This is a genomic window from Pseudomonas sp. JY-Q, assembly GCF_001655295.1.
Lineage (GTDB): Bacteria > Pseudomonadota > Gammaproteobacteria > Pseudomonadales > Pseudomonadaceae > Aquipseudomonas > Aquipseudomonas alloputida.
This window is the reverse complement of sequence record NZ_CP011525.1, coordinates 3902222-3916485: the sequence shown is the minus strand read 5'-3', so window position 1 is coordinate 3916485 and position 14264 is coordinate 3902222. Positions and strand designations below refer to the sequence as shown.

Here is a 14264-nt window from a genome sequence, read left to right as displayed (position 1 = left end):
CTCAGACAGCTTTGGCAATCGAAGAAGCGGCAGCACCGGTGACGGCGACCACGCGCTGGACGAAGATACCCGGGGTGATGATGTGTTCCGGGTCCAGTTCACCAAGTTCGACGACTTGGTCGACCTGGGCGATGGCGGTCTTGGCAGCCATGGCCATGATCGGGCCGAAGTTGCGGGCGGCCTTGCGGTAGGTCAGGTTGCCCCAACGGTCACCCTTGTGCGCCTTGATCAGTGCGAAGTCGGCGTGCAGCGGCATTTCCAGCACGTACATGCGGCCGTCGATCTCACGGGTTTCCTTGCCCTCGGCCAACAGGGTACCGTAGCCGGTCGGTGAGAAGAACGCACCAATGCCGGAGCCTGCGGCGCGGATACGCTCGGCCAGGTTGCCCTGCGGGACCACTTCCAGTTCGATCTTGCCGGCGCGGTACAGTTCGTCGAACACGTAGGAGTCGGACTGGCGCGGGAACGAGCAGATCACCTTGCGCACGCTGCCTGCCATGAGCAGGGCGGCCAGGCCGATCTCGCCGTTGCCGGCGTTGTTGCTGATGATGGTCAGGTCGCGGGCACCGGTGGCAATGAGGCCATCGATCAGCTCGGACGGCATGCCAGCCGTGCCGAAGCCACCGACCATGATGGTCGAACCGTCGGTGATCCCTTCCACCGCGCTGGCGATGGACTCGTACGTTTTATTGATCAAGGCGAGCTCCTGGTTGTTCCTGGAGTTGTGGTTGTCGGGCTGGCCGGAGCGCGTGAAGCGATGGGGCCTGTCAGCACTCGAAATTGCTTGCTGACTTTCGCTATAGCGTGCCGCAAGATAGGGCAACAGTAGAGAGGGTTTGGCTGAATTTGTGCGATTATCGAACTGTTGTGCGATCTGCGAGCAGTTCTGGAGGCTATTTGTCTCATTTCAGTTGAATGCTTAAACCCCTCATTTTTGCCCCTGTCTGGTGCGCTCCGGGGTTTACCTGCCGGCACCTTGCACTGATGAAGTGCATCCACTCCGCGGGACGGCCGATTAATCACGCCTCCCGCCGTTGGCGTGCGACTTGCTATCAGATTGCCATTCGATGTCGCGTATGGTGAAGATAATGTCGCTTTCCAGTGGTTCGATGCAGTTATCGTCGAGTGAAAAGGGTTGGCTGCCGTGGTTTGGCAAAACCGGCAAATTCAGCATGGGCTGGGCGTGCCGCCTTAATCGGGCCAGTTACCCGCAGGTCGAGCAAACGTTCGAAGCCATCGCCCAGACCCGCGTGCAGTTGCTGCATGAGTGGGTGCGCGAGCAGTGGGAACACCTGGCCGACCTGGCCGAGCAGGTGGCGCCCGGGCTCGCTCAAGTCGATAGCGCAATGTTGCGCAACACGCTGGCCCAGGCTGAGGACTTTTCCGAGCTGTTTGTCGTCGATGCCCACGGCATCGTCATCGCTTCGACCTGGCCCCAGCGTGGCACGCCACGCATCGAGCACTTGGCAGCCCTGGCGCAAGGGCTGAAAGCACCGTTTCTGCACGGGCCCTACAGCGACCCGCTGACCTTGCAGGTCGGCCCGTCTTCCTCGCGCTTCCACGACGAAGTCACGTTGATGTTCTACCAGCCCCTGATGCACGAGGGCAAAGTGCTAGGTTGTTTGTGTGGGCGGGTGCCCAACGATGTGCTGGGTGACCTGATCCAGCGCGAGGCAGGGCACATTTACCCCGAGTCGGGCGACAACTACCTGTTCATGGCGCAATCGCGCTTCGACCCTGGCATACAGCCCGGTACCGCGTTGTCCCGCTCGCGCTTCGAGGACGCCACCTTCACCCATGGCGAAAACCTCAAGAACGGTGTGCACACCCCCTGGACCACCGTGCAGGTCCAGCGTCATACCGAGCTGGAGCTTCGTTTCACCGACCCTTCCACGCGGGAACTGCACCCAGGCGTGAGGGAGACGATCAGGCGGGGTGCCAACCTGTTCGTGACCTACCCCGGCTATTCCGACTACCGTCATGTGCCAGTGGTGGGCAAGGGCGTGACCTTCCAGTTGCCAGGCTCACCCGACCGCTGGGGCATGATGTGCGAGGCAGACCTGGAGGAGGTCTATCGCCGGCGTTCGCTGAGCTACGGGTTGATGAAACCCTATGTGGCGATCATGGCGGGGCTGTTCGGCTGCAATTACTGGGTGCAGCACTATGCAGGCCTGCCGCAAGGGCTGACTGACGCGATCGAGGCCTTGAGCATGCTGGGCGCCACCTTGTTGTTCGGCGTGCTCGGGCCCAAGCGCCTGGCCGCCAGGTTGAATGGCATGAGCAGTGTGCTGTGCACCATCGCCGAGGGTGAAGGCAACCTGCGCCAGCGCCTGGATACCAGTACCTTGGCCAATGATGAGAGCGGCGACATGGCGCGCTGGATCAACAGCTTCATCGACCGCCTGGACACGGTGGTCGGGCAGGTGGTCAAGGCCAGTCGCACGGTTGGCAGCACCAACCAGATGATGCTCGGGCGCAGCCAGGAGGCCAGCGTAAGCTCCGCCGACGTGGCCGACGCCGTGCACCAGATGATGATCATCATGGAAGAGCAACTCGGCGAACTGCAGCAGGCCTCGGTCAGCGCCGAGCAGATGAAACAGGCCATGGACGAAGTGGTCAGCCGCGCACGCGCGCAGTACCAGGCGGTGCAGGCGGGCACCCAGTCGATCCGCGATGTGGTGGCGCGCTCATCATCCAGCGTGCAGCGGCTCGACAGCCGCATGGTCGAGATCGACAACATCACCGGGTTGATCAGCGAAATCACCAACCAGACCAACCTGCTGGCGCTCAATGCCGCTATCGAGGCGGCGCGGGCCGGGGAGCATGGTCGTGGCTTCGCGGTGGTGGCCGACGAGGTGCGCAGCCTGGCCGCACGCACCTCGCGTGCCGCCGACGACATTCGCCATATGGTCGAGAGCCTGCAGGGCGAAACCCGGCAGGCGGTAAGCTTCATGGAGCAGGGCGTGCAGGATGTCGACAACAGCCTGCGCCTGGCGGAGGACGCGTCTTCCGAAAATGTGCAACTGCACCAGGCGGTGGAGGGCATGTTCGCCATCATCCAGCAGCTCAACCGTCGCAGCGTGGAATACGGCAAGACGATCGAGCAGGTCAACCAGTCCTCCAGCGAGATGCGCCAGACCGCCCTGGTGCTGCAAAGCAGTGCGCAGAAGGTGAAGGTGGATGCTGGCAAGTTGCAGAAGCTGGTGGGGCAGTTCGAAGTCAGCGATGATGGCGAACGAGGCGTCGCTGCTTGAGTAACGCACCTGTCCGATAACCCGGGAGTCCGTCATGATCCGGCTGGCTGTACGTGCCACTCATCAGGTGCAAGCCAGCCCCGATGGCTGCTGACTCCCAGGCCGGTAGCGGACGAAGGGCGGGTTTGCCCGCGAAGAAAGCAAAACGATCAATGGTAGCGGCTCTGCTGGTGTGAGCCGGTCCGCCATCTCCGCCATCTCCGCCATCAGCCCAGCCGAAAAAGCCGCGCAATGGCTCAAGGTCTGTGGCAGTGTTGGCTATCTGGCCAGCCCCACAGGGACCGACATGCAAACTCGCAAAACCGGTGTTCGCGCCCAGCAGGCCGACCGCACCCGGGACAATATTCTCAAGGCCGCAGTGAAGGTCTTCAGCAAGGAAGGCTTCACTGGTGGGCGCATCGAGCAGATCTCCACACTGGCCAAGTCCAACGACCGGATGATCTATTACTACTTCGGCAGCAAGGAAAAGCTGTTCATCAGTGTGCTGGAGCACATCTATGCCAGCTTCAACCAGGCCGAAGCGAAGCTGCGCCTCGACCTCGCCGACCCTGAGCAGGCCCTGCGCGAACTGGTGGCATTCATCTGGGACTATTATGTGCGCCACCCCGAATTCGTCACCATCCTCGCCACCGAAAACCTTCACCAGGGCTTGCACGCGCGCAAGTCGCAAAACCTCAGGGCGCTGTCCGGCGAGGCGGTCGGCGTGCTGCGGCCGATCATCGAGGCCGGACAAGTAAAGGGCCTGTTCCGCGACGATATCTGCATTACCCACGCCTACCTGATGATTGCCTCGCTCTGCTATTTCTATAACTCCAACCGCCATACGCTCAGCTCGTTCCTGGCCGTGGACCTGGCGGACAAGCAGGCCAAGGCCGATTGGCTGGCCTTCATCAGTGACCTTGCGCTGCGCGGCTTGCGCCGCTGAGCCTCAGTGGCTGCCAGGGTTGGCGCGTACCTGCGCAGCCTTGGACGCCAGCCCTTGCCAGGCCGGTTTGTCGGCGGCAAAACGATGGCGCAGGTAGGCCGCGAGGTCGGCTACCTGGCGGTCCGACAGGCTGTCCTTGAAACCGGGCATGTAGCCCAGGTCGCGGGTTGCCGGGGTCGGAATGCCGTGCAGCACCACGCGCAGCAGGTTGTCCGGCAGGTCACTATGGACGTTGCTGTTGACCGCCATCGACGGGCTGACGCCAAACAGCTTCGGCCCCAGCCCATCACTGTGGCAGGCCAGGCATGCACCTTTGAATACCCGCTCGCCGTTGCTCAGCGACACTGGCGAGTCCACCTGAGGCGCGGCATTGGCCGCCAGTGCCTGCGGCTCGCCATCCAGGGAGCTGAGGTAGTGGGCGATGGCGCGCACGTCGCTTTTTGGCAGGGTGGCAAGCTCACTGACCACCGGGCCCATGGGGCCGGCCGCCACGCCATGTTTTTCGGAGAAGCCAGTGCTGAGGTAGTTGAACAACTCGTCTTCGCTCCACGGCGTCGATGACTTGCCCAGGGCATTCAAGGCCGGGGCCTCCCAGCCATCGACCATGCCGCCGGCAAGGTAGCTGCTACCGCCTTTTTCTGCGCCCATCAGGTTGCGCGGCGAATGGCAGGCCGTGCAGTGGCCCAGGCCGTCGACCAGGTAGGCACCGCGGTTCCACTGCGCGCTGCGCTGCGGGTCGGGCTGGTATTCGCCGCGTTGCAAAAACAGCGCATTCCAGCCGGCCATCAGCGGCCGCTGGTTGAACGGGAAGCGCATCTGGTTGGCGGGCGCTTCCTGGCGTACCGGGGTTTGCGACATCAGGTAGGCATACAGCGCTTGCAGGTCGGCGTCGTTGATGTTGCGAAACGAGGTGTAGGGAAACGCCGGGTACAGGTGCCGGCCATCGCGGCTGATACCTTCGCGCATGGCCCGCTCGAAGGCAGCGAAGGACCAGCGGCCGATACCGGTTTCTGGGTCGGGGGTAATATTGGTGCTGTACAACGTGCCAAAAGGCGTATCCATTGCCAGCCCCCCGGCATTGACCTTGCCGCCGCCGACCGTATGGCACACGGCGCAGTCGCCGGCCGCCGCCACCTGGCGCCCGCGCTCGAGCATGGCGGCGCTCCAGCTGCCGACGCCAGGTGGCGTTACCGGGGCGATTTCGGCGCGCCAGGGCAAGGCGGTGGCAAGCATGCCCAATGCGGCGCCGAACACCCCGGCCAGCGAGCCGAACCACCACTTCGAACGCTTGGTTGACGGCTGCGCTGGCGCGGGTGCATCTGGCCCTTGGCCTTCGCCACCGAACGCAGCGCGCACGCGTTCGGCAGTGATCGGCAGCTCGCGAAAACGAATGCCGGTGGCGTCGAAAATGGCATTGGCGATGGCCGCTGCGCTGGGTACCGAGGCTGACTCGCCACTGCCCATTGGCGGCTCGTGCTGGCGCGGCAGCATCATTACGTCGATAGCTGGCACCTCGGGGAAGGTCAGGATCGGGTAGCCGCCCCATTCCTTGCTCGCCACCGTCGACTCTTCGAAGCTGACCTGCTCCTTGAGCGCCCGGCTGGTGGACTGGATGACGTTGCCGTGGATCTGGTGACGCACGCCCTCGGGGTTGACCATCATGCCGGCATCGTGGCCGATCACCACGCGGGTGACGGCGACTTCGCCTGTGCGCCGGTCCACTGCGACATCAGCCACCCAGGCTGCCCAGGCCGCGCCGAAGCCGGGGAATTTACTGTGGATATAGCGCGCATAGGCAAAACCCCGGCCGCGCAGCACATCACCTTCGGCCTGTGTCTGCATGGGCCGGGTATGTGGCTGCCATTGCGCGCGTTCAGCGGTGGCTTTGACCAGGTCGATGGCGCGCGGGTCGGACAGGTGCTTGAGGCGATATTCGACCGGGTCGACGCCAGCGGCGAAGGCCAGCTCATCAATGTACGACTCGTGGGCGAAGCTGTTGGGCATGGCCGACACACCCCGCATCCATGAGGCACGCACCAGTGGCGTCATGTCATTGATGGTGACGCGCATGTGTTCGTAATCGTAAGGCGGGATCGACGTGCGATCGCCCATCTCGAACAGCGCCGGCACCGGTTCCACGGCACCGGTCAGCAGCAGGGCCAGGGTGGGCGCGCCATTGGACGGGTAGCTGGTCTGGAAGTCATAGGCAGCCACGCTGCCATCGGCGTTCAGGCCACCGTCGATTTCCATCAACTGCGCGGTGCCCTTGGGCTCCCACACGTGTTCCTGTTCGCGGGTCAGCTGCACCCGCACCGGGCGCTGCACCGCACGCGACAGCAGCACCGCGTCGGCGCACACGTCATCGGCGCAGTTGCGGCCATAACAGCCGGCTGCCTCCATGCGAATGATCTCGATGCGTGCTTCGTCGCACGCCAGCAGCCAGGCCAGGTCTGCGCGCAGCAGGTGCGGGTTCTGCGTACCTGACCACACGCGGATCTGCCCTGCGGTGAAGTCGGCCAGCGCACATGATGGGCCGATCGATGCGTGCAGCTGGTACGGCCACAGGTAGCTGCGGCTCAGGCGCTGGCTGGCATTGGCGATGCCGCTGTCGACATCGCCCTGGTCCAGCACGGTGCGCTGCACGCGCGGGTTGTCGCGGATGGCCTGGGCGACATCGCTAAGGTCAGGCAGCTTGCCTGTGAATGGCTTCCAGCTGATTTTCAGCTCATGGGCTGCACGGATGGCTTGCTCTTCGCGCTCTGCCACCACGCCGACGAAGTCGCGGATGACCACCACGGCGACCACGCCGGGTAGATGGGCGATGGAGGATTCATCCACCGCCAGCAGGCTGTTGCCGACAAAGTCGCCGCTGTCATGGCCGGCATAGGGCGGGCGGATGACCCGACCGTGAAGCATGTCGGGCAGGCGCATGTCGTGCACATAGGTCAGCTCGCCGGTGGCCTTGCCAGGGATGTCTACCCGTGCGGCGCTGCGCCCGACCAGGCGGTAGTCCTCGATGGCCTTGAGCGGGGCGTCGTCGGCAATGTGCAGCCGGAGGTTCTCACCTTGCACCAGTTCGGCAAAGCTCAGCGTGCTGCCGTTACTGGCGATAACCGTGCCGTCTTCAATGCGCAGCATTTCGGGCGGGCAGCCAAGGCGTAGGGCGGCCTGTTGCAACAGATAGCGTCGCGCTGTGGCTGCGGCCTTGCGCAGCGGTACCGCGGAAATCTGCAGGGTGGCGCTGGCAATGGTCGCGCCCTGGTTGGGTGCCCGCTCGGTGTCGCCCAGCACCATGTGCACCTGGTCCATGCGCACGTCCAGCTCTTCGGCGACGATCTGCGCCAGCGAGGTGCGGATACCAGTGCCCAGGTCGACATGGCCATTGAAGGCGTAGACCATGCCGTCGTCGCTGACCGCGATGAACAACGCCAGCTCACGTTCCTTGGCTGGAGGTGTCACGCCCTTGGCCACAGGGCCTGAGGGTGGGGTGATCTGGTCGACGATCAGCAACACGCCGGTCTTGGCCAGCATTTGGTCGCGGCTGGGCACCTGTTGTGAGTGGTTCATGGCTTTCTCCGGGTCTCGGCAGCGCGGCGCACGGCGCGCAGGATTTCGACGTGGGTGCCGCAGCGGCACAGGTTGCCGGACAGCTCATTGCGAATCTGTTCGTCGCTGGGCTCGGGAATGCGGTCGAGCAGTGCCTTGGCAGTCATGATCATGCCGTTCATGCAGTAACCACACTGGGCCGCTTGCTCATCGATGAACGCCTGTTGCACCGGGTGCGGCGCGGCCTTGCAGCCCAGCCCTTCGAGGGTGGTGATATCGCGGCCGGCGGCGCCGGCCAAGGGGATGACGCAGGAGCGGGCGGCCACGCCATCGATGATCACCGTACACGCCCCACACTCGCCCAGGCCGCAGCCGTACTTGGGGCCGTTCAGGCACAGGTCGTTGCGCAGGATCAGCAGCAGCGGGGTGTCAGGCATGGCGCTGACTTCGACGGGCTGGCCGTTGACCTGCAGGGAGACGGTTGTTTGCATTATTGGCTCATCTCTGGAGGTTGCTTGCGCTACCAAAGGACTCAAATGACGCGAGCGTTTCGGTAAGTACTCACTACATGAAATGAGTGAGCAAGAAGCAGGCCAGAGATGAATTTGCAGAGCGCTGTGGTGGGGGGCAGGGAGGAAGATTGTCGGCGTCTGGGAAATCGAGCGCCGCCCGCGCGGCGCATCGCGCTGTGCCGAACCCCCCGATGCGTGTGTGTAGGAGCGGGTTTACCCGCGAATACGGTAGCGGCGGCAACGGTGATCGGCGGGTGGAGATTGGCCAGCAGGCCCGGCCCATTCGCGGGTAAACCCGCTCCTACGACGACCTGTGCCCAACCACCGATGCGTGTGTAGGAGCGGGTTTACCCGCGAATACGGTGGCGACGGCAACGGTGAACGGCAAGTGTAAATTGGCCAGCAGGCCCGGCCCATTCGCGGGTGAACCCGCTCCTACGACGACCTGTGCCGAACCCCCGATGCGTGTGTAGGAGCGGGTTTACCCGCGAATACGGTGGCGGCGGTAACGGTGAACGGCCGGTGGAAATTGGCTGGCAGGCCCGGCCCTTTCGCGGGTAAACCCGCTCCTACGACGGCCTGTGCCTAACCATCGATGCGTGTGTAGGAGCGAGCTTGCTCGCGATGCGCCGCGCGGGCGGCGCTCGATCTCTCAGGCCGCGTATCTGTGACGGCCACTGCGGCAGTCACAACAAATTTCAGCCCGCGTTTTCGTCGCTGTCGATCATCTTGCGCAGCAAGTACAAAATGGCTACACGTTCGCCGGCATTCAAGCTGCCCATGCTCAGTTCGCTGATCTGCCGGGCGCAGGGGATCATTGCATCGAGCAATGCCGCGCCGCTTTCGGTGAGTTCGACGATGACCTTGCGCCGGTCGCCTGGGTCTGGCGAAAGCTGCACCAGCTCACGGGCCTTCAGGCGCTCGACGATGCCGCGGATGGTTGCCTGGTCCACCGCGGTGGCCTTGATCAGCTCAGCCTGGGAGCTGGGGCCGTGGTCGCGCAGGGCGCACAGGGTGACGAACTGGATCGAGGTAAGCTGCGGGTCGCAGGCCTGCTGCTGGAAAATCGCCGTGTGCCGTTGGTAGGCCTTGCGCAGCAAGTGCCCGACCTGTTCGGTAACGTCGTAGGGGGTGTTGTCGAGCGGGGCGCTGCTGGGGGTGGTTTTTTTCGACATAGGATGGCTTGGGCTGGGTGGAAAGAGGCTGGCCGGCCGCCAATAGCGGAGCGCCCGGCCAGTATAACCCCTATCGCGCTCGCGACTCCTCTGGTGCAACCACGTCGCCGGCCAGCACGACCGCCTTGTCATCCAGGTAGATATCGCAGTTGCGCAGCGGGATGTCCAGGTGGCACGGGGTCTTGCGCTTGCCACCGACCTCGGTGTTGGGGCCAGTGGAGAACAGGAAGTTGCCGTAGAACGCACGGGCATCCATGCACATGCCGTCGTTGCGGTCGTGCAGGCCCATGGCCGTCCATTGCGCGCGCGGCTGCAGGCCCCAACCTATGTGCGAGATGCCGTATACCTCGGGGTCGTTGAAGTACTTCATGTAGTCACGCAGGTACTCGGCCTCGAAGCCGCCATGTATGCCGGTGATGAAGCCTTTTTCGATTTCCAGGGTGATGCGCTCGCGGCAATAGTTCTTGAACGGCAGGATGATGTCGCCCACGTCCAGCACCAGCGTGCCCTCGGCGCTGTCCTCGTTCGGCCAGGTGAACAGAAAGCCGCTGGGCCAGTGGTCCCAGCGCCCCGGTTCGTCGGCATAGCCGTACTCAGTCACGGCCGGGTACTGGCCGAGCGGGGCGTGGAAGTCGCTACCGGCCTTGGACCGCACATGCAGGCTGCGCGCCTGTTTCAACAGGGTTTCGGCAGCCAGCACCCGGCGTTTGTCGTCTTCGGTCGGCAGCATGCGCGCCAGCACCTCGGGTGGCTCCACGGCCAGCAGGATGCGCGTGCCGGTCTTGAGAATCTGCTCCTGCTCGGGTGAGTGCAGCAGCATCATGGTGTCGACGACCAGGTCGGCTGCTTCCAGCGCCCGCTGCGCCGCCAGGTTGCCGGTCAGCGCGGTGTCGCCGCAGTAGGCCGTCATGTCGTTGCCCATGGCGGTCGGGTGGTTGAACGCCGGCAGCTCTACCGCATACACCTTGGCCTTCAAACGCTGGGCGGCCTCCATGGCGGCGTTGACCGTGCGCGGGTCGGAGTAGTGGCTCTTGAGCACGGCCACGCTCTGCGTTTCGTCCACGCGAGACAGCTTCAGTACGTGCTCGAACATCTGGGTCAGTTGTGCATTGCTCACCGGCATCGGGGTTCTCCTGGGTGGCGTTGACAGGGGCGCACCATGGCAGTGCCTGGTGCTTCATCTCGGTGCAAAATAATAGTGTGTACACCCTATTTTTGCAGATGAAAACGCATCCTGCCAGCGAGCGCAAGTTATCTGTTCAAACGTTACCTATCCACACATAATCCAGTATTTACGGTAACAATAAGCCGAGTGCTGTTTCGATCAGCTGTTTGAAAAATATTTTCAGCGGGCTCTTTTCAAAGGTCATTTGTAGCGTATACGCTCTAAATCGTCAGGCGGTTGAACCGCTGGCCACCTATCAGAACAAGAGGAGACATACCCATGCGGGGTAGGCAGAAAATCGCAATCGTCGGTGCAGGTCTGGGTGGGGCAGCCGCCGCCACGTTGCTGCAACAGGCCGGGTTCGATGTCGAGGTATTCGAACAGGCTCCGGCGTTCACCCGCCTGGGCGCGGGCATTCATATCGGCCCTAACGTGATGAAAATCTTCCGCCGCATGGGGCTGGAGCAGAAGCTGGAGCTGATGGGCTCGCACCCGGACTTCTGGTTCAGCCGCGACGGCAATACCGGTGATTACCTGTCGCGCATTCCGCTGGGCGAGTTTGCCCGCCGCGAATACGGCGCCGCTTACATCACCATCCACCGTGGCGACCTGCACGCCCTGCAGATCGAGGCCATCCAGCCGGGCACCGTGCACTTCGGCAAGCGCCTGGAAAAGATCGTCGACGAAGGTGATCGGGTACGCCTGGACTTTGCCGATGGCACCCACACCGTGGCCGACATCGTCATTGGGGCCGACGGCATCCATTCGAAGATCCGTGAAGAGTTGCTGGGGGCTGAAGCGCCGATCTACAGCGGCTGGGTCGCGCACCGTGCACTGATTCGCGGGGTGAACCTGGCACCGCATGCCGATGTGTTCGAGCCCTGCGTCAAATGGTGGTCCGAAGACCGCCACATGATGGTCTACTACACCACCGGCAAGCGCGACGAGTATTACTTCGTCACCGGCGTGCCACATGAAGCCTGGGACTTCCAGGGTGCGTTCGTCGACAGCAGCCAGGAAGAAATGCGCGCAGCCTTCGAAGGCTACCACCCCACCGTACAGAAGCTGATCGACGCTACCGAATCGATTACCAAGTGGCCGCTGCGCAACCGCAACCCGTTGCCGTTGTGGAGCCGTGGCCGCCTGGTGCTGCTGGGCGACGCCTGCCACCCGATGAAGCCACACATGGCCCAGGGCGCGTGCATGGCCATCGAGGACGCGGCCATGCTGACCCGCTGCCTGCAGGAGACCGGGTTGTCCGACCACCGCACGGCGTTCGCCCTCTACGAGGCCAACCGTAAAGAGCGGGCATCGCAGGTGCAATCGGTATCCAACGCCAACACCTGGCTCTACACCCAGGAAGACCCAGCCTGGGTTTACGGCTACGACCTCTATGGGCAGCAGCTTAAAAGCGGGGAGGCGGCATGAGCACCTTCGTCGCTGGCGGTAACGTGAGCGCCAATGGCATCCGCCAGCATTACCTGCGCTATGGCGGCAAGGGCCATGCGCTGATCCTGGTGCCGGGCATCACCAGCCCAGCGATCACCTGGGGCTTTGTTGCCGAGCGCCTTGGGCAGTATTTCGACACCTATGTGCTGGATGTGCGCGGGCGCGGCTTGTCTTCAAGCGGCCCCGACCTGGACTACGGTACCGACGCTTGTGCTGCGGATATTCCCGCCTTTGTCGCAGCGCTGGGCCTGGATGGCTACCATTTGGTCGGGCACTCGATGGGGGCGCGTTTTGCCATCCGCGCTGCCGCCCAAGGGGCACCGGGACTGCAGCGGCTGGTGCTGGTCGACCCACCGGTGTCCGGGCCGGGCCGCCGCGCCTACCCGAGCAAGTTGCCGTGGTACGTCGATTCGATCCGCCAAGCCACGGTTGGCATGAGCGGCGATGACATGCGCGCCTTCTGCGCCACCTGGAGCGACGCGCAGCTGGCCCTGCGTGCCGAGTGGCTGCACACCTGCTACGAGCCGGCGATCGTGCGGGCCTTCGACGATTTCCACGAGGTCGATATCCACCAGTACCTGCCCGCAGTGCGCCAGCCGGCATTGCTGATGGTGGCTGGGCGGGGGGGAGTGATCGAGCCCCGTGACATTGCTGAAATGCGCGAGCTCAAGCCGGATATCCAGGTCGCGTACGTGGACAACGCCGGCCACATGATTCCCTGGGATGACCTGGACGGTTTCTTCGCCGCCTTTGGCGACTTCCTCGACCACCCCCTCGTCTGACGGAGCACGAGACATGACCCAGCTATACCGCATCGGCCAGATCGTGCCGAGTTCGAACACCACCATGGAAACCGAAATTCCGGCGATGCTCAACGCACGCCAGGCGATCCGCCCCGAGCGGTTCACCTTCCATTCCAGCCGCATGCGCATGAAGCAGGTGAAGAAGGAAGAACTGGCCGCGATGGACGCCGAGTCCGACCGCTGCGCAGTGGAGCTGTCCGACGCCAAGGTCGATGTGCTGGGCTATGCCTGCCTTGTGGCGATCATGGCCATGGGGCTGGGCTATCACCGCCAATCTGAAAAGCGCCTGCAGCAGGCCACCGCCGACAATGATGCGCTGGCACCGGTGATCACCAGCGCCGGGGCGCTGGTCGAGGCCTTGCATGTGATGAAGGCCAAGCGCATTGCCATCGTCGCGCCGTACATGAAGCCGCTGACCGAGCTGGTGGTGAACTACATCCGCGAGGAAGGCTTCGAGGTGCAGGACTGGCGCGCGCTGGAAATCCCCGACAACCTCGCCGTGGCCCGTCACGACCCGGCCAACCTGCCGGGCATCGTCGCCGGCATGGACCTTGAAGGCGTCGATGTGGTGGTGCTGTCGGCGTGCGTGCAGATGCAATCGCTGCCGGCAGTGGCCAAGGTCGAGGCGCAAACCGGCAAGCCGGTGGTCACCGCAGCAATCGCTACCACCTACGCCATGCTCAAGGCGCTGGACCTGGAGCCGATCGTGCCGGGCGCCGGTGCCTTGCTGTCGGGCGCCTACTGAAATCGGGAGACGGACATGAGCGACGCACAAAGCGCCCGTGACAACTACCAGGGTGTGTGGGGCCAGCGCATCGGCTTTGGCCGCAAGCCGGCCCTGCTGATGATCGACTTCATGCAGGGCTACACCACCCCGGGCGCACCGCTGTACGCCCCGGGCGTGGTCGCAGCGGTCGAGCAGGCCGCCGGCCTGCTGGCGCTGGCCCGCGACTGCGGTACCTTGGTGGTGCATACCAACATCCGTTACCAGCCGCCGCATTTTGCTGACGGCGGCGTGTGGGTGCGCAAGGCGCCGGTGATGAAGGACATGGTCGAAGGCAACCCGCTGGCAGCCTTTTGCGAGGCCGTTGCGCCACAGGCAGGGGAGGTGGTGCTGAGCAAGCAGTACGCCAGCGCTTTCTTCGCCACCAGCCTGGCCCCGCTGCTGCATGCACAGGGGGTAGATACCGTGGTGCTGGCTGGCTGCTCGACCAGCGGCTGCATCCGCGCCAGTGCGGTGGATGCCATGCAGCACGGGTTTCGAACCATCGTGGTGCGCGAGTGTGTCGGTGACCGCCACAGCGACCCGCACGAAGCCAACCTGTTCGACATCGACAGCAAGTACGGTGATGTCGTCACCCGGCAGGATGCCATGCAGCAACTCAGGCACCTGGCCGGCTGAACGCCGGGCAGCGCCTATCCAATAACAATCAAG

At 63.8% G+C, this 14264-nt stretch carries 11 protein-coding genes; 6 read left to right on the top strand and 5 right to left on the bottom strand.

The window, feature by feature from the left end:
• Position 1: 1 nt before the first annotated feature.
• Positions 2–697 (bottom strand): 3-oxoacid CoA-transferase subunit A, encoded by a 696-nt coding sequence (locus AA098_RS17830; RefSeq protein WP_003251128.1) that lies wholly within the window; start codon positions 695–697, stop codon positions 2–4.
• A gap of 370 nt (positions 698–1067) precedes the next feature.
• On the opposite strand from AA098_RS17830, the gene AA098_RS17825 reads away from it, so the two are divergent.
• Together AA098_RS17825 and AA098_RS17820 are read left to right on the top strand one after the other, a co-directional pair.
• Entirely contained in the window at positions 1068–3254 is a 2187-nt protein-coding gene (locus AA098_RS17825; protein ID WP_371044589.1) for a methyl-accepting chemotaxis protein, read from the top strand.
• 286 nt (positions 3255–3540) lie between these two features.
• On the top strand, positions 3541–4179 hold the full coding sequence (locus AA098_RS17820; protein WP_014590411.1) for a TetR family transcriptional regulator: 639 nt from the start codon (positions 3541–3543) through the stop codon (positions 4177–4179).
• Positions 4180–4182: 3 nt separating this feature from the next.
• Here AA098_RS17820 and AA098_RS17815 read toward each other — a convergent pair whose 3' ends face one another.
• The 4 genes from AA098_RS17815 to AA098_RS17800 form a co-directional block, all read right to left on the bottom strand.
• Positions 4183–7746 carry a molybdopterin cofactor-binding domain-containing protein gene (locus AA098_RS17815; RefSeq protein ID WP_064614848.1) on the bottom strand — a complete coding sequence of 1188 codons (3564 nt, stop codon included), beginning with the start codon at positions 7744–7746 and terminating at the stop codon, positions 4183–4185.
• Positions 7743–8216 carry a (2Fe-2S)-binding protein gene (locus tag AA098_RS17810; protein ID WP_060537579.1) on the bottom strand — a complete coding sequence of 158 codons (474 nt, stop codon included), beginning with the start codon at positions 8214–8216 and terminating at the stop codon, positions 7743–7745. The genes AA098_RS17815 and AA098_RS17810 overlap by 4 nt, the downstream gene beginning before the upstream one ends.
• A gap of 719 nt (positions 8217–8935) precedes the next feature.
• Positions 8936–9412, bottom strand: a complete 477-nt coding sequence (locus AA098_RS17805) for a MarR family winged helix-turn-helix transcriptional regulator (protein WP_003251120.1) — start codon at positions 9410–9412, stop codon at positions 8936–8938.
• Positions 9413–9482: 70 nt separating this feature from the next.
• Complete coding sequence (locus AA098_RS17800) at positions 9483–10535, bottom strand: 2,5-dihydroxypyridine 5,6-dioxygenase (protein ID WP_004577272.1); 1053 nt, start codon at positions 10533–10535, stop codon at positions 9483–9485.
• A 321-nt stretch (positions 10536–10856) separates the two neighbouring features.
• Here AA098_RS17800 and nicC point away from each other — a divergent pair, with 321 nt between their 5' ends.
• The 4 genes from nicC to AA098_RS17780 are packed head-to-tail and all read left to right on the top strand — an operon-like array spanning position 10857 to position 14231.
• The gene (gene nicC / locus AA098_RS17795) at positions 10857–12005 is read left to right on the top strand and encodes a 6-hydroxynicotinate 3-monooxygenase (RefSeq protein WP_003251117.1); all 1149 of its coding nucleotides are present in this window, start codon (positions 10857–10859) and stop codon (positions 12003–12005) included.
• Positions 12002–12808 (top strand): N-formylmaleamate deformylase, encoded by an 807-nt coding sequence (gene nicD, locus AA098_RS17790; RefSeq protein ID WP_054889269.1) that lies wholly within the window; start codon positions 12002–12004, stop codon positions 12806–12808. The genes nicC and nicD overlap by 4 nt, the downstream gene beginning before the upstream one ends.
• Positions 12809–12821: 13 nt before the next feature.
• Positions 12822–13574 carry a maleate isomerase gene (locus tag AA098_RS17785; RefSeq protein ID WP_003251112.1) on the top strand — a complete coding sequence of 251 codons (753 nt, stop codon included), beginning with the start codon at positions 12822–12824 and terminating at the stop codon, positions 13572–13574.
• A gap of 15 nt (positions 13575–13589) precedes the next feature.
• Positions 13590–14231 (top strand): N-carbamoylsarcosine amidohydrolase, encoded by a 642-nt coding sequence (locus tag AA098_RS17780; protein ID WP_003251109.1) that lies wholly within the window; start codon positions 13590–13592, stop codon positions 14229–14231.
• The last annotated feature ends 33 nt before the right edge of the window (positions 14232–14264 follow it).